This window comes from Micromonospora sp. NPDC048905 (assembly GCF_040649655.1).
Classification (GTDB): domain Bacteria; phylum Actinomycetota; class Actinomycetes; order Mycobacteriales; family Micromonosporaceae; genus Micromonospora.
This window is the reverse complement of the sequence record NZ_JBEZFV010000002.1, coordinates 87,082-105,305: the sequence shown is the minus strand read 5'-3', so window position 1 is coordinate 105,305 and position 18,224 is coordinate 87,082. Positions and strand designations below refer to the sequence as shown.

The window sequence follows — 18,224 nt, the reverse complement described above, 5'->3', positions numbered from 1 at the left end:
ACCGGAGGCATCATGTCCGATCACCAACCACGGCGGACCCCAACCCCGGGCCGTGCCCGCAAGCGCGCCATCCGGGAACACGCCGCCCAGGCCGGTGTCGCCTACTCGGTGGCTGCCCGTCACCTTGCGTCGGTGGGTCTGCGCCCCGGCGAAACCCTCGCCACGTACGGGCGGACGATCTATCCGATCGGGTTCGACCCGCATCGCCAACTGCTCGTCGAACGCCGTGAGCGGCGGTCGTTGGAAGAGCGGGTGTCGGACACCCGGCTGGGCGCCACCCTGCCGCATGGTCGCGCGCAGCACCTCGCCGAGCGCTTCCCGCCCAGCCGTGGGCGGACGGGCAGTGGGGTGGGATCGCTCTACCACGGCGAGGGCCGGGTGGAACTGCTCGCGATGCTGTACATCGTGATCGCGGCCGAGTCGCCGGGGCTGCTGCCCGAGGTGGGGGACCTCGCCTGGATCGCGGAGCTGGGCGAGGACACCGCGCTCGACACGGCCTGCGCCGAAGTGGATCGCGAGGCCCGCCGGCTACTCGATCGGGAGCCCCTGGCGCTCTGGCCGATCATCGAGGCGGCGCTGACCGTCTGCGAACACAGCACGGACTGGCAGGTCCGCCAGGAGGCGATCCGGCAGGGCGCGCTCCTCCGCACGATGATGACGCCGCGGGTCGGGTACGCCGGTGAGCCGTACGTGCCGGGGCTGCCCGTCGCCGGTGTCCGGCAGGTCCTCGACGCGCTGCTCATCGTCGCCGACGACGGACACGCGCCGGGCACCTGGGTACGCCTGCGCAGGTCGCCGGACGGCGCGGGGTTGGCCACGATCATCGGGGCCACGTGGGGGTCGTCGGGTCCGCCGGTGGGTTATCTCGTGTGGCCCGACGCGGCGACGGCACCGCTGGCGGCCCGCGCCGACGACCTGATCGTCCTGCCCGACCAGGAGTCGACGCCACGCTGAGCCTGGGCCGGCTCGGTGGTGGGCCGGGTGGTGAGGGTCGACGCGGCGTTCCAACGGTCGTCCTCATCGTCCCCTGCGGGACGGTTCGCACCTGTCCGCGCGGGAGCCTGTCCACACGTCGTTGCCTGGGCCGCCCTTGGGTGATCAGGTGACGGTCAGGCGAAAGCCCTGCCGGGAACCGCCCTGCGGACCGGGACCGACGACTTCGGCGGGGGCGGAACGAAGGCGTTCGTAGAAGGCGCGCCGCGAACAGCACCCCACCGATTGGGAGGCAGCATTATTCGATCTATGCGCTATCTAATGCGGCGGGTCTCGCTGATCGGTCCGGGACCGGTGCGGGGGCATGCTCCACGCTGAGTTCAGGGCCTGTGAAAAGCTCTCAGTATGAGTGAGTCGGCGTGGCCCGAGGTGGTCGCAGCGGTGGCAGTGGCGCCTTATCCCGTCGAGGTGTTGCCTACGAACCCGGGCAAGGCTGAGCTTTGCTTGACAGCGCTTGGGATGTCGGCGCGCTCATGGCTAGGTGCCGTCACGGAGCATTCAGGCGGCTTGTTGGTTGACCACGGCTGGCTGCGGGTGTTGGGAAGTGGTAGCGGCCGCTTGCCGGATATTGTCGCCGAGGCGGATCCCGCTGCCGGTGTACTGGTCGTGGGTTATGACGTTCTGGGCGGGCAATTTGCTTGGTTTCAGTCCCAGCCAGGGGAGCCGCCAACCGTCCACTACTTCGGACCAGATGATCTCGGATGGCAGGATCTGGAGCAGGGGTATGCCGACTGGCTACACGCCGTGCTCTCCGGATCGCTGACCCGGTTCTATGAGACTTTGCGCTGGCCTGGCTGGGAGGGCGAGGTCTCGGGAGTGGCCCTTGATGAGGGCATTCACACGTGGCCGCCGCCCTGGGCCGTCGAGGGCAAGGACCTGAGCGTCGTGTCGCGAAAGGCGATTCCGATTGCGGAGTTGGTGTCCTTTCACCACGAGACTGCGCGGCAGTTGAGCGAGCCGGGTCTGGCATGATGCGTTCGTCTGGCCGTGTGGCGCGATCGGTGGATGAAGGTCCAACGGACGGACGGCGTCATCAGGCGCGCGTCAGCGGCTGGCCGCCGGGACGCATTCCTCCGCTCCTCCGCGGGTCGACTATCTGAGATCGATCAGGTAGTCCAGTTCAACTCGGTCAGCACGCATCACGATGTGCGCCACCTCGGCTACCCAATCGTCCACGTAGGTTTGCCTGGTGATGACGATCACGGGCACTCCACCAGGGATGCGCAGCGCCTCGGTCTCGTCCGGGGTCGGCAACCTCCAGGCAGGACGTTCGCGAATGCTGGTGACCGTGTGCCCGAGGCTGTAGAGCTGCGACGTGTTGCCACCGGGCCAAGGCTCGTTCGCAGGGTCGGCTACCGGGGTGCCAGCGACCGTGTCCAGCAGTAGGCGTGAGACGGACATCTGTTGCGGAACACCATGGGTACGGAAGAGGAAGTGACGTTCGAGGAGCATCGTTCCCGGCTCCAGGTTGAACAGTTCGGCTACCGCCGCACTGGCTGGCACCTCCCGGAAGTCCGCATCCACGCTGTAGGCCGACCACGTCACCTGCTGGTCAACAGTGAACGACGTGCCGAGTTCTCCGCTTCGGACCTGTTCCAGCTCTTTGCGGTACCGCTCTGAGGCCACCCGGCGCACCGGCACGATCGGACGCGCGTATGTGCCCCGTCCCACCTCCGTCAGCACCAGGCCTTCAGAACGCAGCAATGCCAGAGCCTCACGAACGGTTCCGCGTGCGACTGAGAAGTCAACCATCAATGCCGACTCACTGGGTAGCAATGAGCCAGGCGGGATGAGGCCATCCTCGATGCGGCGGCGTAGCTCGTCGGCCACCTGACGGTATCGACGGGGCTGCTGGTGCGGGGTAGGCACGTTGGTCACCGTACTCCCGATCTTCCTGAGTCTGCCTTCATGCCACGACACGCGATCAACCTGTATAGACAGGCTGCACAGACAGGTCATAATGTGACATCAGGCCGGCACGGAGAGTGACCTAGGGGTAGGCGCCCGTGCCGGTCTCTCAGAAGCGAGGGAAGGCCACCGTGCGCCGATGGAAATGGTTCCAGAGACCTGGTGAGCCGATCGATGTGGTCGTCCGCTCCGCTGACCAGGTCGTGGCGTGCGGTACTCCTGCGCCGCCCCTGGAAACCGGAGATGGCGACCACCCGGATGCGGTTAGCGGTCGGCATGATGCTTGAGCAGCCTCGCCCGGAGCCCCCGTTCACCGTGATCATGCCGGCTTTGTCGTCGACCTCCACAATCGCGGTACGTGCCCGCGCTGCCAGCCCGATGGCTGTCCGAAGCTGAGGGCTGCCGGGCGGGCGCTGAAGGTGTGGCGCGCAAGGAAGCCGCATGAAGACAGGTGACATGCTGCGGCTGGACCGAGCTGTCAGCGTTCAGTTCCTGCACCCCATCACCGTACGAGTCATCAGGGTCCTTGATTGGATCACCTACGACGGATGGGCCTGGATCGACTGCTACCAGCTCGGCCCGAGCGGTGACGCCGTCGCGCGACGCTCGCTGTTCATCCAGCCGGCGCGAGTGCAGTACGTACCGTCTGCGCTGTTCCAGGGATGCCGGGCACGGACGCAGACCGGCCGGGCTCCTGGGGAGGGAGCCCGGCCGGTGCGGTCGGTGCCTCCGTAGCGCTGTCCGCTGCGCAGCGGGGGGAGGTGCTGCGGCGGAACAGCTACGGACGGCGCGACCGCTCTCCGCGCAGTGTCCGCCTGCTCAGCTCGGCAGGCGACCCCGCGTGGAGACGAAGTGGTACGACATGGCGGCGAACCCGGGGTCGCGCAGCAGCCGCCGGAAGGCGTTCAGTTGCTGGGGCGACAGCCCCGCCGCCAGCAGATCCGGCTCCAGTTGGCGGGAGTTGGTCTCGTAGAGCGACGTGCCGGTCGACCCGCCGGCCCAGCTCTGCGAGTGGGTGATGGTGTCGACGTCGGTCAGCCCGGCGAGGGCCATCTCGGTGTGCACGTCCTGCGCCCAGCCCAGGTCGGCGCCGTGGTCCTCCAGGACACCCATCATGGCGTCCATCACCTGAGCGAAGAGCTTCGCGGCGTCGTCACTGGGCGCGGTCAGCACCCGTTGTGGCGCGGTGCAGTCGAACTCCTCGACCACCAGCCACCCGCCGGGCGCGAGGGCGCCAGTGAGCGTGCGCAGGACCCGTCGTCGATCGGGGAGGTGCAGCAGCACCAGCCGCGCGTGGATCAGGTCGAACGCGTCCCCGGGCGGCGGTTCGGTGCGTACGTCGTGCCGGCGTACGTGCAGGTTGCCCTCCGCCGTGAGGTGCGTGGGGTCGATGTCGGTGGCCAGCACGTGGCCCTGGTCGCCGGTCGCGCGGGCGATCCGCCGGGCCATCGAGCCGCCACCCGCCCCGACCTCCCAGCAGGTCGCGCCCGGTCGCAGCACCGGGCTGGCCAGTCGACGTGTCGTGATCGGGTCCAGGAAGGACTCCAGCGCGTGCATCTGGGGAACGGCGTCGGGTGCGCCGTTGTCGAACGTGTACGCGCCATCGCTCGTCGCGGTTGTCATGGGTGTCTACCTCTCCGAGAAGGGTGACTACGGGGTGTCGGCCCAGAGCCGAGGGGCCGCTCGGTTGGGTGGGGGCGCCGGGGCGGCGGCGACGCTCAACATCGCCGCGAGCGGCGCCGGGTCGGCGCGAGCCTCGGCCGTCGGCCGGTCGTAGACCACCCGGCCGTACTCCAGCACCGCCACCCGGTCGGCGAGCTCGATCGCGTACTGGAGTTGCTGCTCCACGAGCAGCACGGTCAGACCGTCGGCGGCGAGACCGTTGACGAGTTCACGGACCCGCGCCGCCAGATCGGGCGAGAGACCCTCACACGGTTCGTCGAGCAGCAGCACCCGTGGTTGTCCGAGGAGAGCCCGGGCTATCGCCAGCATCTGCTGCTCGCCGCCGGAGAGTTCGCAGCCACGGTGTCGCAGCCGCACCGCCAACCTCGGCAACAGTTCGAGGGTCCGGGCCACCGTCCAGCCCTCGCCACCGGGGGCGGCGGCCCGCCACGGCGCGGCCGCCAGGTGCAGGTGCTCGGCCACGGTCAACCGGGAGAAGACCCGTCGGCCCTGCGGGACGAGGCCGACGCCGGACTGGGCGATGCGATGCGGTTGTCGGCCGGCGACGTGCACGCCTCCGATCTCGACGCGACCGCTGGAGGCACGTACCAGCCCGGCGATCGTGTGCACGAGCGTGCTCTTGCCCGCACCGTTGCGGCCCACCACAGCCTGGATGCTGCCCGGGCGTACCCGCAGGCTGACCTCGTGCAGCACCATCCCTCCGGCGTAGCCGGCACACAGCCGATCCACCGACAACATCAGGCCACCCCGTCGGCGTAGGCCTGCCGCACCAGCGGCGAGGTACGGATCTCGTCCGGCGTCCCGGCGGCCAACGTGCGACCGTCGCGCAGCACGGTCACCGTGTCCGACAGGGCGTACACCAGGTCGAGTCGATGTTCGACGAGTAACACGGCGACCGCGCGGGGCAGTGCCTGGAGCAGTTCGACGAGCCGGCCGACCTCGACGGCGGACAGCCCGGCCGCCGGTTCGTCCAGCAACAGCAGGCGGGGGCGACCGGCAAGGGCCATCGCGATCTCCAACTGGCGTCGTTGCCCGTGGGCGAGGTGCCCGGCGGGCACCGCCGCGACATCGGCGAGGCCCATCTGGTCCAGCAGTGGACCGGCCCGGTGTTGAGCGTCGCGCCGGCGTCCGCCCGGCCACCACCTGCGCTGAGGGATGAGCCGCGGCAGCGCGGCCACCACCACGTTCTCCGTCGCGGTGAGCGTCGCGAAGACCGCGGGGCGTTGGTGGATGCGGTTGATGCCCCGCCGCGCCCGGGTCGCCGGGCCGAGCCGGCCGATGTCCCGCCCGTCGAACCGCACCGTGCCGCGCTGCGGTTTCGTGGACCCGCCGATCACGTTGAGCAGGGTCGTCTTACCGGCTCCGTTCGGGCCGATCAGCGCGTGTCGCTGGCCGTCGTGCACGCACAGGTCCACGCCGTCGAGCGCGGCGAGCGAGCCGTACCGCACGCTGACCTCCTGGGCGTCGAGCAGGTTGGTCATCGGCGCAGCTCCCCGACGGTGGTCTGTTCCTGGGCGACGGACGGGTCCGGCTGGGGTGCCGGGGCGTCCGTCGGGCGCAGCCTGCCCCGGGCCCGGTTGACGCCGCTGGGCAGCAGGTAGACCGTTGCCACGAACAGCACCCCCAGCACCAGCGGCGCGTGGCCGGGCAGCACCCCGAACAACCAGTCCCGGGCCGCGATGACCAGCGCCGCGCCGACCAGGGCGCCACCGACCGAGGCGGTGCCACCGATGACGACACCGAGCAGCAGCAGCGCGGACGTGTCGAAGCCGAAGTCGGCGGGGGAGATGTACTGCTGGGCGACGACCAGGAGCGAGCCGGCCGCACCGGCGATCGCCCCGGCGGCGACGTGCGCGCCGGACACGTAGAGCGGCACCCGGTGCCCGCTGGCCCGCAGCCGCGTCTCGTCGTCCCGCGCGGCGCGCAGCAGCAACCCGGCGCGGGTCCGCAGCAGCACCAGCACCGCGCCGACAAGCGTGGAGACGACGACCAGCGCGTACAGGTAACGCGCCTGGTCGCTGGCGAGCGGCGGGAGCCCCCAGAACGGGCGGACCGCCGCGATGCCGGCCAGCCCGTCCGTGCCACCGGTCACCGACCGCCACCGGCCGAGGACGGTGACGGCGAGTTCACCGATGGCGAGCGTGATCATCAGGACGATCACCCCCCGGGCGTGCACGACGAGGGGCACGGTGAGCGCGGCCAGCACCGCCCCGGCGGCCGCCGCGACGGCGACCTGCACGACGCCGACGTCGGAGATCTGGCTGCCCACCACGGCGCAGGCGTAGGCGCCCGCCGCGTACGGCGCGGTCTGGCCGAGGGTGGGCATGCCGGCGACGCCGGTGAGCAGGGCCACGCTCACCCCGACCAGGGCCAACGCCAGCGTCCGGGCGAGGATCGCCGTGGTGTAGTCGTCGACCACCCAGGGCGCCACGACCAGGCCGACCAGGACGAGCGCCGCGACGGCGCCGCGCGCCCGCCGAACCACCGCGTCCCTCATGCCGCCCTCCAGTTCGCGGCGAGGCCTCGGGCCCGCACCGCCAGCACCGCCGCCATGGCGGTGAAAAGCAGGAACGGCGCGGCGGACGGCAGCAGCGCCACTCCCAGCGTCTGGATCTCGCCGATCGCGAGCGCCGCCAGCAGGGTGCCCCCCATCGACCCGAGACCACCGAGGACGACGACCACCAGGGACAGCAGCAGCACGGTGTCGGCGGTGTCCGTGCCGGGGCCGATGATCGGCGCGCCCAGGACCCCGGCCGCGCCGGCCAGCGCGCCGGCGGCGGCGAGCACACCGGTGCGGATCCGCGCGGGACTCACGCCCAGGCAGGCGACCATCTCCGGGTCGTCGACGGCCGCGCGGACCAGCATCCCGGCCCGGGTGCGCCGGACCACCAGGTAGAGCGCGGCGGCGAGCACCGCCGCGACGACGATGAAGACCAGCCGGTACGCGGCGTAGCGGTGCCCGGCGAGAACCACCGCCCCCTCCAGGACGGCCGGCACCTGGACCCGCGGATCGTCGGGGCCGAAGCCGGCGACGAGCAGGCTGCCGCCGGCCAGTGCCACCCCGAACGTCAGCAGCGCCTGACCCAGGTGGTTGCCGGTGGCGACCGGGGTGAGCAGCCCGGCCACCAGCGCACCCGCCGCGGTGGCGGCCAGCACACCGACCACCAACGCCAACGCCAGGCTGGCCCAGCCACCGTCGAGCAGCGCCGCGGCGGTGTAGCCGCCGATCGCGTAGAGCAGGCCGTGCGCCAGGTTGAGGATGTTGGCGACGCCGAAGCAGAAGACCAGACCCGACGCGGCGACGAACACGAGCAGCCCGTAGGCGACCCCGTCCAGCGCCGGGATCAGGTACGGGTCGATCCGGTTCAGGCCGGCCGCCACCGCGGTCACCGGCCGACGGTCGCGAGGTCACCCACGACGGTGTTGGACAGCGCCCGGCCGTCCTGGCGGACCTGCCGCAGGTACCACTTCTGCACCGGGGAGTGCGTGGTGGTGGAGAACTGCCAGGTGCCACGCGGGCTGGCGATCTGGCCGAGCTGGCCGATGGCCGTGTTGATGGCCTCCGGGGTCGGGTTGCTCCCGGCGGCGCCGATCGCCCGGTCCAGCACCGCCGCCGCGTCGTACGAGGCGAGCGCGTAGGTGGTCGGTGAGCCGTCGTGCTTGGCCTTCCACGCCGCCACGAAGGCGCGGTTCTCCGCGTTGTCCAGGTCGGGCGAGTAGTTGAGCACCGAGAAGATGTCCCGCGCGGCCTCGCCCTGCGCGTTGAGCACGCCGCCCTCGGTGAGGAACCCGGCCGCGTACAACGGGACGTCCTTGATCTCGGACTGCGCGTACTGCTTGACGAAGTCGACGGCGGCGCTGCCGGCGTAGAACGTGTAGACGGCCGCCGCACCGGAGGCCTTGATGCGGGCGAAGTACGGGGTGAAGTTGGTGGTGGCCGGGAACGGGGTGAAGGTGGTCTTGCCGTCGTCGTTGGCGAGCTTCCCGCCGATCTTTCCGAACGCGTCGGTGAACCCGCGCAGCTCGTCCCAGCCGCCCTGGTAGTCCGGGCCGATCGCGTACACCGAGCCCTGCACGTTGTCGCGGACGTGCTGGGCGATCGCCGCCCCGGGCTCGTCGGAGAGGTACGAGGTGTGCCAGACCCGGGAGACGTCCTTGAGTTCCGGTCGCCCGTTGGAGCCGACAAGCGGCACCTTGGTCTCGTCGAGCAGCGGGGTGACTCCGGCGACCGAGCCGCCACCGACGATGCCGGTGAGCGCGGACACCCGGTCCTGCTTGAGCAGCTTCGTCGCTGCCGGCACCGCGGTCTGGGCGCCGTTGCCCTCGTCGGCGACGACGAGGTCGACCCGTCGACCGCCGAGTTTGCCGTCGTGGGTATCCAGGTAGAGCTGGAAGCCGTCGCGGATCTCCGTACCGACCGCCTGGTACGTCCCGGACAGCGACGCGAGCAGGCCGATCTTTATCGAGCCGCTGGCGCTCGTGCCCGGCGCGTCGTCGCCGCAGGCCGTGTTGGCGGTCAGGACGACCGCGAGCAGCGTCGCGGCCAGGGCATGGCTGCGCCGAAAGGTGGTGTGAGGCATGTCTTCTCCAGGGGAAGTGGGTCTCCGGCGTGGGGGCGCCGGGGCGGTCAGCGGCTGCGGGCGAGTGCGGCCCGGGCCGCGGGGGTCAGGGCGTCCCCGATCCGGTTGGCCAGCTCGGTCATCTCGTAGGAGACCTTGCCGACGTCGCACTCGGGTGCGGCGAGCACCAGCAGCGAGGCGCCGTCATTGAAGGCCATCGAGAACATGAACCCGCCTTCGAGCTGCGTGACGTTGGAGATCACCGCGCCGGCGTCGAAGAAGGCCGCCGCCCCCCGCAGCAGGCTGACCAGTCCGCTGCCCGTCGCGGCCAACTGGTCGGCCCGGTCCGGGGGCAGGTCACGGGTGGAGGCCACCATCAGGCCGTCGCTGGAGATGGCGATCGCATGGCTGACCTCGGTCGCCCGCGCGGCGAAGCTGTCCAGCAGCCAGCCGAGATCCTGTTGGTCGCTCACGTGCTCTCCTGTCGCGTCATGAGTTGCCGAGGTTGATCGGGGTGCGCCTCCGGTTCGCCACACCCCGCGCGTACGCGGCCATCGCCGTGGCCACCTGGGCCGGATCGCGGTACTCGGATCGTTGCTGCTGCTGGGGCACGGTCACCGCGCCGGGCACGAGGTGCCGTTGCGGCTCCCGTTTGGGCAGGCCGGCCGTGGTGGTCGTGGCGACCTCGGGGGTGTGTGCCTGGGCGGCGGTGTGCCAGGCGTCGTCGGCGGGACTGGACCACTCTCGGCCGTCGGCGCCGTCGGCGGCATCCGTCTGGAACCAGTGGTTGACCTGTTCGAAGATGAGCAACTCCTCGGTGGGCGCGTCACCCCGGTCCGGGGGAGGGGGAGGCCGTCGGAACACCGGCGCCGCCGGCAGGGACCGCTCGGCCGGTGGGCGTCCGGCGGTGGGCTCGGGACGCGGCTGGTACGGCGGCGGCGGGTTGGTCGTGCGCGCCGCCCGCCGCGAGAGGCGGCCGGGCGCGAGCAGGTACTCCTCCGGTGGCAGCGACCGGATGATCGCCGCGGGCAGCGTCGCCTCGGCGAGGGTGCCGCGTCGGGGGCCGCGTCGCAGTTGGACGGTGGCGCCGAGCCGGGACGCGAGCTGGCCCACGACGACCAGTCCCATCGCCCGTACGGCCGCCACGTCGATGGCCGGCGGGCTGGCCAGGAGTTCGTTGAGCTGCTGCATCCGCTGCCCGGACAAGCCCATGCCCTCGTCGCTGATCTGGACGATGACGCGGTCACCCAGGCTTCGACCGCTCACCCAGGTCTCGCTGCCGGGCGGCGAGTACGTCGTGGCGTTGTCCATGAGTTCGGCGAGCAGGTGCACGACCTCGTCGACGCTCTTCGCCGCCACGGCGACGTCTCCGTCGATCATGCCGAGCCGGATCCGCGCGTAGTGCTCGATCTGGGACAGCGCCGCCTGGAGCACCTGTTGCAGCGGGATGTCGCGCTGGCGTACGCGACCGACACCGACGCCGCCGAGCACGAGCAGGCTGGCGTTGATCCGTCCCATCCGGGTCGCCAGGTTGTCCAACGTGTAGAGCTGGTGGAGCCGGTCGGGATCGGTCTCGTCCCGTTCCACCAGGTCGACCTGGGCCAGTACGGCGTCGACGAGTCGCTGTTCGCGGCGGCTGAGGTGGATGAAGATGTCGGCGGTGTTGGCGCGCATGACGGCCTGCTCGGCGGCGGTCCGCACGGCGGCCTGGTGCACCGCGCTGAACGCCTGGCCCAGCTCGCCGATCTCGTCGTCGCTGGACGGTTCGAGGGCTTCGGAGGCCTGTTGGCGGGCGAGCCTGTGCGGGTCGACGGCGGCGCTGCCCGGTTGCTGGAGCTGGGCCACCACGGCGGGGAGTTGTTCGAACGCCACGGCGTTCGCCGCGTCCCGTAGTCGCCGCAGCCGCCGGGTGATCTGCCGGGCGACGGCCCAGGTCACCAGGGCGGTGAGGACCAGTGCCAGCAGGACACCGACCGCCTCGGCCACGGCCCGGCGGCGCTGGTCGCCGTGCGCGGCCCGAACGTCGGCGCCGACCGCGGTGTCGACCCGTGCGCGCAGGTCGGCCAGGCGAGCGGCACGCGCCTGGGTGGTGGACACCCAGCCGGCGGTCTCCAGTTGCAGTCGTGACCCCGGCTGCGCCCGCGACACCTCGTCCTGCATCCGTTGCAGGGCGAGCGCCTCCTTGCCGGTCCCGGCCTGCTCCCACCAGACGCTCCACTCGGGCGGGGCCAGGGCCAGGAAGGACAGGCTCGACTCGGTGTAGCTGGTCCGGGCCGCGGTGATGTCCTGCTGCATGGCGGGGGTGAGGCCGCCGCCCACCGCCGCGCGCAGCACGGCAACCTGCTGTTGACCGATCGCCTCGGCCGTCTTCGACAGGGCTGCCGAGGCGCGGATCCCGTCGGCGAGGGTGGCGTCGACCACGCCGTGCGAGATGTTCTCCCGGAAGCTGATCAGGTCGGCGATCGCGATCCGGTAGCTGAAGGTCATCGCGGACACCGAGGCGTGCGCCGCGGTGCGTACCTGGGTGCGCAGCGGGGCGAGACTGTCCAGGGCCGCGTCGACGCGGCGCAGGAGGGCGCGGTTGGCACCGACGTCGGCGGGCAGCCGGTCGCGCTGTGCGCGGTAGCGGGCGACGGCGTCGTCGGTGGCGGCCAACTCCACGCCGAAGGTGTCCTGCTGCTCCGGCGTGGGGTAGGTGAGCAGGGCGGCGGCGGCGATGCGTTCGCGTTGCAGCCGGTAGGCCAGGTCACCGGCCTCCGCGCCGACCTGTGCCAGGATCCGCAGGTCGCTGGCGCGCATGGTCTGGCGTGCGCTCTCGGTCAGCGCGAGACCGGCGAAGCCGATCACGGCGACGAGTGGTGCCGCGACGATGAGGCGCATCCGCCCGGCGATCTTCCAGCCGCGACGGCGCGTCGGGTAGGGTCTGGCCGCGTGGGACCGGGTGCTCGACGCCAAGATTGACTCCCACGACTCGTCGATGACGGTCTATCCGCACGTTGCCGAATGCAAGTCCCATTCGGCCGGACGCCGCGCTCGTAGACCAGACCTGGCCGTGGTACAAACTGCCCGTACCAGCATCTGTACCCAATGTCAGCGGCCGATGACACCGCGAGACCGATCCGGACGGTGCGGTCAGCGCTGGTCGTCGAGGGGGTCCACCCGTTGCTGTCGCCGCTGCGCGTCGTCCGGCTCGGGTGGGCCGTTGAGTACCTGACCGATCAGTTCACGCAGCTCGTCGATCGCGTCCACCACGGCGCCCGGGTCGCGCGCGTCGCGTCGAGCCCGCTGGCGCGGCACCGGCGGATCCCGCCGAAGTGGTTGCGGGGCGCGGGGGCCGCGGCGGCCGTCGGCCGCCAACTGCTCGGCAGCCACCTGTGGCCACAGCGCCGCGAGCCGGCCGCCGGTGCCGAGCACGTCGTCGCAGCGCAGCGCGAACTCGTGACTGCCGAACCGGCGACCCGACTCGACAGCTGCCACCGTCTCCCGGCTGAACCGCACCCGATCCGCCAGGGCCCGTTGGGTCAGGCCCCGCCGAACGCGGCAGTTGCGCAGCTCCCAGCGGAACCGCTCGCTGGCCGCAGAGGGAGCAGCGCTCGACGGGGACGTGTGCTCCATGCGCTCACCTTCGTGGCTACGGGGAATCAGCAGCGGACACCAGATCGAGATTCGCCGATGAGCTGAACATTCATAGGTGGCAATTCTTAACCCAGGATGCGATGGGTGTGAAGACGTTCACCGTCCTGAATCGTCGGGCATAGCGGAAAAGGTGCGTGGCGGGGCCGAGCTGCGCCGGGTGCGGTGGGCGACGCCGCCCGGCCCGCACTCACCCAGGGCGCCGGCGAGCCTGCCGGCGCACACCCACGTCACGCGGCGGCCGCTTCCGGGGTCGCCGCACCGCGCGTCGCCGGAACGTCGGCGGGTGCCACGATATCGATTACCGCGAGCAGCGTGTGGTGGGCGCGAAACGCGACATTGGGCTTGTACGAGCGCTGTTGCGCGGTCGCCAGGCGGAGTCCGGGAATGGCTTCGGTGAGTCTGGTGATGGCGATCTGGGCCTCCAGCCGCGCCAATCCCGCGCCAATGCAGAAATGCGGGCCGTGGCCGAACGACAGGTGATTGCCCACGTCCGCCCGGTCCGGAGCGAACTGGTCCGGGTGGGCGAAAACCGCGGGGTCACGATTCGCCGCCCCGATCAGCAGCAGACAGCGTGCCCCGGCGGGAATCGTCACCGTCCCCACGGTGACGTCGCGGCTTGTCACCCGCAGCCAGCCGTCGATGGCGGGCGCGAACCGCAGGGTCTCGGCCACGAACGCGGGAACAGCCCTCGGGTCGGCGGTGAGGTCCGACCAGTGCCGAGGACTCGACAGGGCCTGGTCGAGGGCGTGCGCGAGCAGGCCGGCGGTGGTCTCGTGGCCGGCGACCAGGAGGTTGAAGGCCAGGCTCGCCACCTCCGGCACGGTCAGCACGGCGTCGTCGCCGTCCCGGTAGGCCAGAGCCCGGCCAATGAAGTCGTCACCCGGGTGCCCACCGTCGACGCGCTGGCGGACCAGCTCCTCGCAGTAGTGCCAGAAGTCCAGCAGGCCCTGCGCCAGGCGTACCTGCTCGGCCGGGTCCGGTTGCCCCCAGACGAGAGCGATCTGACCGTCCGCCCAGCTCCGGATCCGTGCGACGTCCCCGTCGGGCACCCCGAGGATGTCCAGGACCACCAGCAGCGGTAGCTCGGTGGCGAGCTCCGGGATCAGGTCGACCCGCTCGCCCTGGCGGGCGGCGAGCCGGGAGACCAGCTGGTCGACCCTCCGCCGGACGATCGCGCCGTACTCGGCCTCGACCCGCTCGGCGGTGTTCGCGAAGGTCGCCCGCAGGGCCCGGCGGGTGCGGGGGTGCACCGGTGGGTCCGCGGCGGCCGTGGTGGGTGGCGCGCCGAGCTGCATGAGCACGCTCGTCGCCTCGGGGCACACCTGGTAGACCGGGGCGAGGGTGAGGGCGTTGGTGAACGTCGTGGTGTCGGCGAGGGCGCGTCGGACGTCGGCGTGCCTGCTGATCAACCACAGGCCGAGGTCCTCGGCGTGGTGCACCTCGCCGGGGTCGTCGAGGATCCGCCGCCACGTGCTTGCCGGATCGGTGAGATAAACTCCGGCGAACGGATTCAGCCGCATGGAACGCCTCCTGGTGAACGCGGCGATAAAACCGGCAGCGCCTCCATGTGGTGATCCGCGTCAGTCGGGCCGATAATGGCGCGCATCTGCCTCTGGCTCTTTACGGTGCGCTGAGTGACGGCGCAAGTCAAGATTGGCAGACATCTATTTATTGTCGATCTGATTGCGTATTGCAATGGACCGCTGAGGTCGGCCGGATGCAAGTTGCGGCCCGGTCCTTGCCGCCGCTTTGCCGTTCTCCCTCCTGACCGGGGAAACGACCTCGGGGACGGCAGGTGACGCTCGCGTCCGGTCGCTGCCCGCGCGGGAAGGCCCGGACCCGCCACAGCGGCCCGCGCGTCGCGGGAGGCTCTCCGCCAGGCCGGAGCCTCCCGCGACGTCCTACCGCGACATGGTGGCCGCCGGCGCGGTCAGGGTGCCCACGGGGTGGCGATGGCCCAGGTGCTGTCGGCGGCCCACCACGTCGGTGTGTTGTACGCGTCACCGCCGGTGCCGTTGCTGAGCCAGATCTCCGAGTCGTAGTGCCGCAGGTACCTGCCCCGGAAGTTGTACGACTCCAGCGACACGCCCGTGCCGGTCAGTCCGACGCGTGCGCACCAGGTGGCGTCGGCCCGCAGGAGCGCCGAGCCGTCGTCGGGTGAGTTGCGGACCCGGGAGCTCTGGTGGCGCAGATACTGTCCGGGGAAGTTGACCGACTCGAACGAGTAGCAACCGGTGCCGGCCAGCCCGGCCCGGATGGTGTACGTGGCGTCGGCCTTCAGAAGGCTGGAGCTCGCGGCGTCGACCACCTCGGTGTAGGCCAGACTGTCCCGGTGCCGCAGGTAGCGGTTGGTGAAGCCGGGCGTGGTCACCTGCAACGACCGCCGGACGTTGACCGGCAGGGCGACCGGCGCCGAGCTGCCGACGGTCTTCGAGGCGTTGATCAGGGCGGTGTTGGCGGCGCGCACCCGCGCCTGATCCATCTTGATCACCTGCCGGTCGTAGGTGAGGAACCCGTTCAGCTCGCCCTCCAGATCGGTGATCTCGGTGTAGATCGACGCGCTGAGCCCCTTGCCGAGCATCAGGTTCTGACTGCCCTGCACCAGCCCCACGTACCGGTCGGTGAGGGCGCTCGAACTGGTCTGCCACTCGTAGGCGAAGAAGCCGCCGCTCGGGCTGTACTCGTGGCCCGGGGTGTGCAGGCCCAGGCCGCCGAACTCACCGAGCACGGCGATCCGGCTGCTCGACGGTACGGGGGAGTCCGGCCCGAGGTAGACGTGCCAGTCGTCGATGTCGCCGTTGGCGGGGTCGCCGAGGGACTGACAGCAGTTGTGGCCGCTGTGCGGGTTGACCAGCCGGGTCGGGTCCTGGTTCTTGATGTTCTGCGCGACCCGCCGGGTGTCGCCGAGGGATCGCTCGCCCCAGCCCTCGTTGTAGGGCGTGTACGCGATCACGGCGGGCGAGCTGCGGTGCTCGTCGACGATCTCGCGTGCCTCGGCCTCGAACTGCGCCTGCTGGACGTCGGTCGGGTCGATGTCCTGCGCGGTCAGCGACGGGATGTCCTGCCAGACCAGCAGGCCGAGGCGGTCCGCGTGGTAGAACCAGCGCTGCGGTTCGACCTTGATGTGCTTGCGCACCATGTTGAAGCCCAGGTCCTTGTGCTTCTGCAGATCGAAGGCGAGGGCGGCGTCGGTCGGCGCCGTGTAGAGGCCGTCCGGCCAGAAGCCCTGGTCGAGGGTGCCGACCTGGAACACGAACTGGCCGTTGAGCTTGGGGCGTAGCACCCCGTTGACCAGGCCGGTGGTGATCTCCCTCATGCCGAAGTAGTGCGCCGTCCGGTCCACTGTGGCGTTTGCGACGTTCCGCAGGCTGACTCGAAGGTGGTAGAGGAACGGGTCGTCGGGTGACCAGCGGCGCGCGTTCGGCACCGGGACGCTGAACTCGGTGAAGCCGCCGGTGGCCGTACCGACAACTGTGCTTCCGTTCAGCGCCTCGGCGAACACGCGGTGGCCGCTCACGTCGCCCCGGGTGAAGACCCGGACCCGCAGGGTGTTGGTGGCGAGGTTCGGGTAGACGTCCACGCTGCTGATGGACGCGGTGGGCACCGGCTCCAGCCACACCGTCTGCCAGATGCCGGAGCTGGGGGTGTAGAAGATCCCGCTTGGCGTCTTGGTCTGCTTGCCGATGGCCGGCAGGCTGCCGTTCTGTCGGGTGTCGGTGGGATCCCAGACCTTGACGACGATCTCGTTCGTCCCGGCGGTGAGCTGGGGGGTGACGTCGAAGGTGAACGCGTCGTAGCCGCCGGTGTGCGCGCCGACCCGGACGCCGTTGACCCAGACGGTGCTCTGCCAGTCGACGGCGCCGAAGTGCAGCAGGGTCCGCCGACCCGACCAGTTCGCCGGGATGGTGACGGTGCGCCGGTAGAACAGGTAGTTGCGGTTGTCGTTGGCGGCTCGCTGGATGCCGGAGAGGGCACTCTCCACCGGGAAGGGCACGTTGACCCGCTCGGGCAGGTTGACACCGAACTGCGGGGCGTCGTCGGTGGCCGACTGGCGCAGCTGCCACTCGCCGTTGAGATTGAGCCAGTCCGGCCGGGTCATCTGGGGGCGCGGGTACTCGGGCAGTGGTGTGCCGACCAGGGCCTGGCTGGTCCAGGGTGTGGTCAGTGGCGGCGTCTTCGCCGGTGCGGCGTGCGCCGGCCGGCTCGGCGCGGCAAGTACGCCGACGACCAGGGCGAGGATGAGCAGCAGCGGCAGGGCGGGGCGGATGGGGACCTGACGAGTCATGCCGTCTCCGGAGGGCGAGTCGCCGCGGGCGGTGCAGCCGGGCCCGAAGCGCGTGGGTGGTGGGCATCGGGTGGTCATTGACGAGGACGGGCGCCATCGACGGATGCCGGTGGGATCTCCATGCGCCGCCGCCGACGCGCGCATCGACATCCGCCATTGCGTCTGCCACGTTACAGGGCCGCGATGGGTCCACCGTCAACGCTTTTGCGCCGATCTGAGATCCATAGCCTCCGTGGTACGACCCAGAGAGGATGACCCCCTAGATCCATAGTTCTCAATATGATGACCGCTATCGCGAATAGGGTGCGCTCACGAGGCGTGCCATCCTGATGCGGAGGACTGCATGGTTCGCTGGCGTACCCTCACTGGCCTGTTGGCCACCGCGTTGGCCGCGGTGACCGCGGCCAGCCTCACTCTCACCGCGCCGGCCGCGGCGGCCGACAACCCCATGACGCCGAACGTCGTCGGCGGCACCCGCGCCGCTCAGGGTGAGTTCCCGTTCATGGTGCGGCTCTCGATGGGTTGCGGCGGGGCGCTGTACAGCCCCCGGCTGGTGCTCACCGCGGCGCACTGCGTGGGGTCGACCGGCACCAACACCAGCATCACCGCGACGCTCGGGACGGTCGACCTCCAGTCGTCCAGCCGGATCACCGTCCGGTCCAACTACGTCTACCGCGCTCCCGGCTACAACGGCGCCGGCCGCGACTGGGCGCTGATCCGGCTGGCCACCCCGGTCACCGGGCTGAGCACGCTGCCGATCGCCAGCACGACCGCCTACGACAGCGGCACCTTCACCGTCGCCGGGTGGGGCGCCGCACGGGAGGGCGGTGGCCAGCAGCGGTACCTGCTGAAGGCGAACGTGCCATTTGTCAGCGACTCCACCTGCAACGCCAACTACGGCGGCGACCTCATCCCCGCCCAGGAGATCTGCGCCGGGTACGCCGGCGGCGGCACGGACACCTGCCAGGGTGACTCGGGCGGCCCGATGTTCCGCCGTGACGCCTCCAACGCCTGGATCCAGGTCGGCATCGTGAGCTGGGGCAACGGCTGCGCCCGACCCAACTACCCGGGCGTCTACACCCAGGTGAGCTACTTCGCCTCGACGATCGCCTCCGCCGCGGCGAGCCTCGGCGGCTGACCGTACGACCGCTCGGGCGACC

At 70.9% G+C, this 18,224-nt stretch carries 16 protein-coding genes; 4 read left to right on the top strand and 12 right to left on the bottom strand.

Features of this window, described 5'->3' with window-relative positions; translation table 11 throughout:
- Nucleotides 1-12: 12 nt before the first annotated feature.
- Together AB0C01_RS05425 and AB0C01_RS05420 are read left to right on the top strand one after the other, a co-directional pair.
- A complete protein-coding gene (locus AB0C01_RS05425; protein WP_357570317.1) occupies nt 13-954 on the top strand; it encodes a hypothetical protein in 942 nt (313 codons plus the stop codon).
- 384 nt (nt 955-1,338) lie between these two features.
- Nucleotides 1,339-1,965, top strand: coding sequence for a DUF2625 family protein (locus tag AB0C01_RS05420; protein ID WP_357570316.1), 627 nt, complete (start codon nt 1,339-1,341; stop codon nt 1,963-1,965).
- A gap of 120 nt (nt 1,966-2,085) precedes the next feature.
- Here the strand turns inward: AB0C01_RS05420 and AB0C01_RS05415 are convergent, their stop codons facing one another.
- Nucleotides 2,086-2,823, bottom strand: a complete 738-nt coding sequence (locus AB0C01_RS05415; protein WP_357570315.1) for a GntR family transcriptional regulator — start codon at nt 2,821-2,823, stop codon at nt 2,086-2,088.
- Nucleotides 2,824-3,342: 519 nt separating this feature from the next.
- Between AB0C01_RS05415 and AB0C01_RS05410 the strand changes: the two genes are divergently transcribed.
- Nucleotides 3,343-3,636: a hypothetical protein gene (locus tag AB0C01_RS05410; protein WP_357570314.1), complete on the top strand. Its 294-nt coding sequence runs from the start codon at nt 3,343-3,345 to the stop codon at nt 3,634-3,636.
- Nucleotides 3,637-3,720: 84 nt separating this feature from the next.
- Here AB0C01_RS05410 and AB0C01_RS05405 read toward each other — a convergent pair whose 3' ends face one another.
- The 11 genes from AB0C01_RS05405 to AB0C01_RS05355 form a co-directional block, all read right to left on the bottom strand.
- Entirely contained in the window at nt 3,721-4,524 is an 804-nt protein-coding gene (locus tag AB0C01_RS05405) for a methyltransferase domain-containing protein (RefSeq protein WP_357239732.1), read from the bottom strand.
- 27 nt (nt 4,525-4,551) lie between these two features.
- Nucleotides 4,552-5,322 carry an ABC transporter ATP-binding protein gene (locus AB0C01_RS05400; RefSeq protein WP_357239729.1) on the bottom strand — a complete coding sequence of 257 codons (771 nt, stop codon included), beginning with the start codon at nt 5,320-5,322 and terminating at the stop codon, nt 4,552-4,554.
- On the bottom strand, nt 5,322-6,065 hold the full coding sequence (locus tag AB0C01_RS05395) for an ABC transporter ATP-binding protein (protein ID WP_357570313.1): 744 nt from the start codon (nt 6,063-6,065) through the stop codon (nt 5,322-5,324). Before AB0C01_RS05395 ends, AB0C01_RS05400 begins: the two co-directional genes overlap by 1 nt.
- Nucleotides 6,062-7,081 (bottom strand): branched-chain amino acid ABC transporter permease, encoded by a 1,020-nt coding sequence (locus AB0C01_RS05390; protein ID WP_357570312.1) that lies wholly within the window; start codon nt 7,079-7,081, stop codon nt 6,062-6,064. Before AB0C01_RS05390 ends, AB0C01_RS05395 begins: the two co-directional genes overlap by 4 nt.
- Entirely contained in the window at nt 7,078-7,974 is an 897-nt protein-coding gene (locus tag AB0C01_RS05385; RefSeq protein WP_357570311.1) for a branched-chain amino acid ABC transporter permease, read from the bottom strand. Before AB0C01_RS05385 ends, AB0C01_RS05390 begins: the two co-directional genes overlap by 4 nt.
- Nucleotides 7,971-9,164, bottom strand: coding sequence for an ABC transporter substrate-binding protein (locus AB0C01_RS05380; protein WP_357239717.1), 1,194 nt, complete (start codon nt 9,162-9,164; stop codon nt 7,971-7,973). The genes AB0C01_RS05385 and AB0C01_RS05380 overlap by 4 nt, the downstream gene beginning before the upstream one ends.
- Before the next feature lie 47 nt (nt 9,165-9,211).
- The gene (locus AB0C01_RS05375) at nt 9,212-9,616 is read right to left on the bottom strand and encodes a roadblock/LC7 domain-containing protein (protein WP_357239714.1); all 405 of its coding nucleotides are present in this window, start codon (nt 9,614-9,616) and stop codon (nt 9,212-9,214) included.
- Nucleotides 9,617-9,632: 16 nt separating this feature from the next.
- On the bottom strand, nt 9,633-12,023 hold the full coding sequence (locus AB0C01_RS05370) for a nitrate- and nitrite sensing domain-containing protein (protein WP_357570310.1): 2,391 nt from the start codon (nt 12,021-12,023) through the stop codon (nt 9,633-9,635).
- A 252-nt stretch (nt 12,024-12,275) separates the two neighbouring features.
- The gene (locus AB0C01_RS05365; protein ID WP_357239708.1) at nt 12,276-12,758 is read right to left on the bottom strand and encodes a helix-turn-helix transcriptional regulator; all 483 of its coding nucleotides are present in this window, start codon (nt 12,756-12,758) and stop codon (nt 12,276-12,278) included.
- A 248-nt stretch (nt 12,759-13,006) separates the two neighbouring features.
- The gene (locus AB0C01_RS05360; RefSeq protein ID WP_357570309.1) at nt 13,007-14,299 is read right to left on the bottom strand and encodes a cytochrome P450; all 1,293 of its coding nucleotides are present in this window, start codon (nt 14,297-14,299) and stop codon (nt 13,007-13,009) included.
- A gap of 410 nt (nt 14,300-14,709) precedes the next feature.
- Nucleotides 14,710-17,064, bottom strand: a complete 2,355-nt coding sequence (locus AB0C01_RS05355; RefSeq protein ID WP_357570308.1) for an AbfB domain-containing protein — start codon at nt 17,062-17,064, stop codon at nt 14,710-14,712.
- Nucleotides 17,065-17,407: 343 nt separating this feature from the next.
- Between AB0C01_RS05355 and AB0C01_RS05350 the strand changes: the two genes are divergently transcribed.
- Nucleotides 17,408-18,202: a serine protease gene (locus AB0C01_RS05350; protein ID WP_357239699.1), complete on the top strand. Its 795-nt coding sequence runs from the start codon at nt 17,408-17,410 to the stop codon at nt 18,200-18,202.
- The last annotated feature ends 22 nt before the right edge of the window (nt 18,203-18,224 follow it).

What these genes read in the sequence shown, in the direction of transcription:
- AB0C01_RS05355 (WP_357570308.1), bottom strand. Translation starts at nt 17,064, where the DNA reads ATGACTCGTCAGGTCCCCATCCGCCCCGCCCTGCCGCTGCTGCTCATC.
- AB0C01_RS05400 (WP_357239729.1), bottom strand. Translation starts at nt 5,322, where the DNA reads ATGTTGTCGGTGGATCGGCTGTGTGCCGGCTACGCCGGAGGGATGGTG.
- AB0C01_RS05380 (WP_357239717.1), bottom strand. Translation starts at nt 9,164, where the DNA reads ATGCCTCACACCACCTTTCGGCGCAGCCATGCCCTGGCCGCGACGCTG.
- AB0C01_RS05370 (WP_357570310.1), bottom strand. Translation starts at nt 12,023, where the DNA reads ATGCGCCTCATCGTCGCGGCACCACTCGTCGCCGTGATCGGCTTCGCC.
- AB0C01_RS05420 (WP_357570316.1), top strand. Translation starts at nt 1,339, where the DNA reads ATGAGTGAGTCGGCGTGGCCCGAGGTGGTCGCAGCGGTGGCAGTGGCG.
- AB0C01_RS05395 (WP_357570313.1), bottom strand. Translation starts at nt 6,065, where the DNA reads ATGACCAACCTGCTCGACGCCCAGGAGGTCAGCGTGCGGTACGGCTCG.
- AB0C01_RS05410 (WP_357570314.1), top strand. Translation starts at nt 3,343, where the DNA reads ATGAAGACAGGTGACATGCTGCGGCTGGACCGAGCTGTCAGCGTTCAG.
- AB0C01_RS05365 (WP_357239708.1), bottom strand. Translation starts at nt 12,758, where the DNA reads ATGGAGCACACGTCCCCGTCGAGCGCTGCTCCCTCTGCGGCCAGCGAG.
- AB0C01_RS05390 (WP_357570312.1), bottom strand. Translation starts at nt 7,081, where the DNA reads ATGAGGGACGCGGTGGTTCGGCGGGCGCGCGGCGCCGTCGCGGCGCTC.
- AB0C01_RS05360 (WP_357570309.1), bottom strand. Translation starts at nt 14,299, where the DNA reads ATGCGGCTGAATCCGTTCGCCGGAGTTTATCTCACCGATCCGGCAAGC.
- AB0C01_RS05350 (WP_357239699.1), top strand. Translation starts at nt 17,408, where the DNA reads ATGGTTCGCTGGCGTACCCTCACTGGCCTGTTGGCCACCGCGTTGGCC.
- AB0C01_RS05405 (WP_357239732.1), bottom strand. Translation starts at nt 4,524, where the DNA reads ATGACAACCGCGACGAGCGATGGCGCGTACACGTTCGACAACGGCGCA.
- AB0C01_RS05425 (WP_357570317.1), top strand. Translation starts at nt 13, where the DNA reads ATGTCCGATCACCAACCACGGCGGACCCCAACCCCGGGCCGTGCCCGC.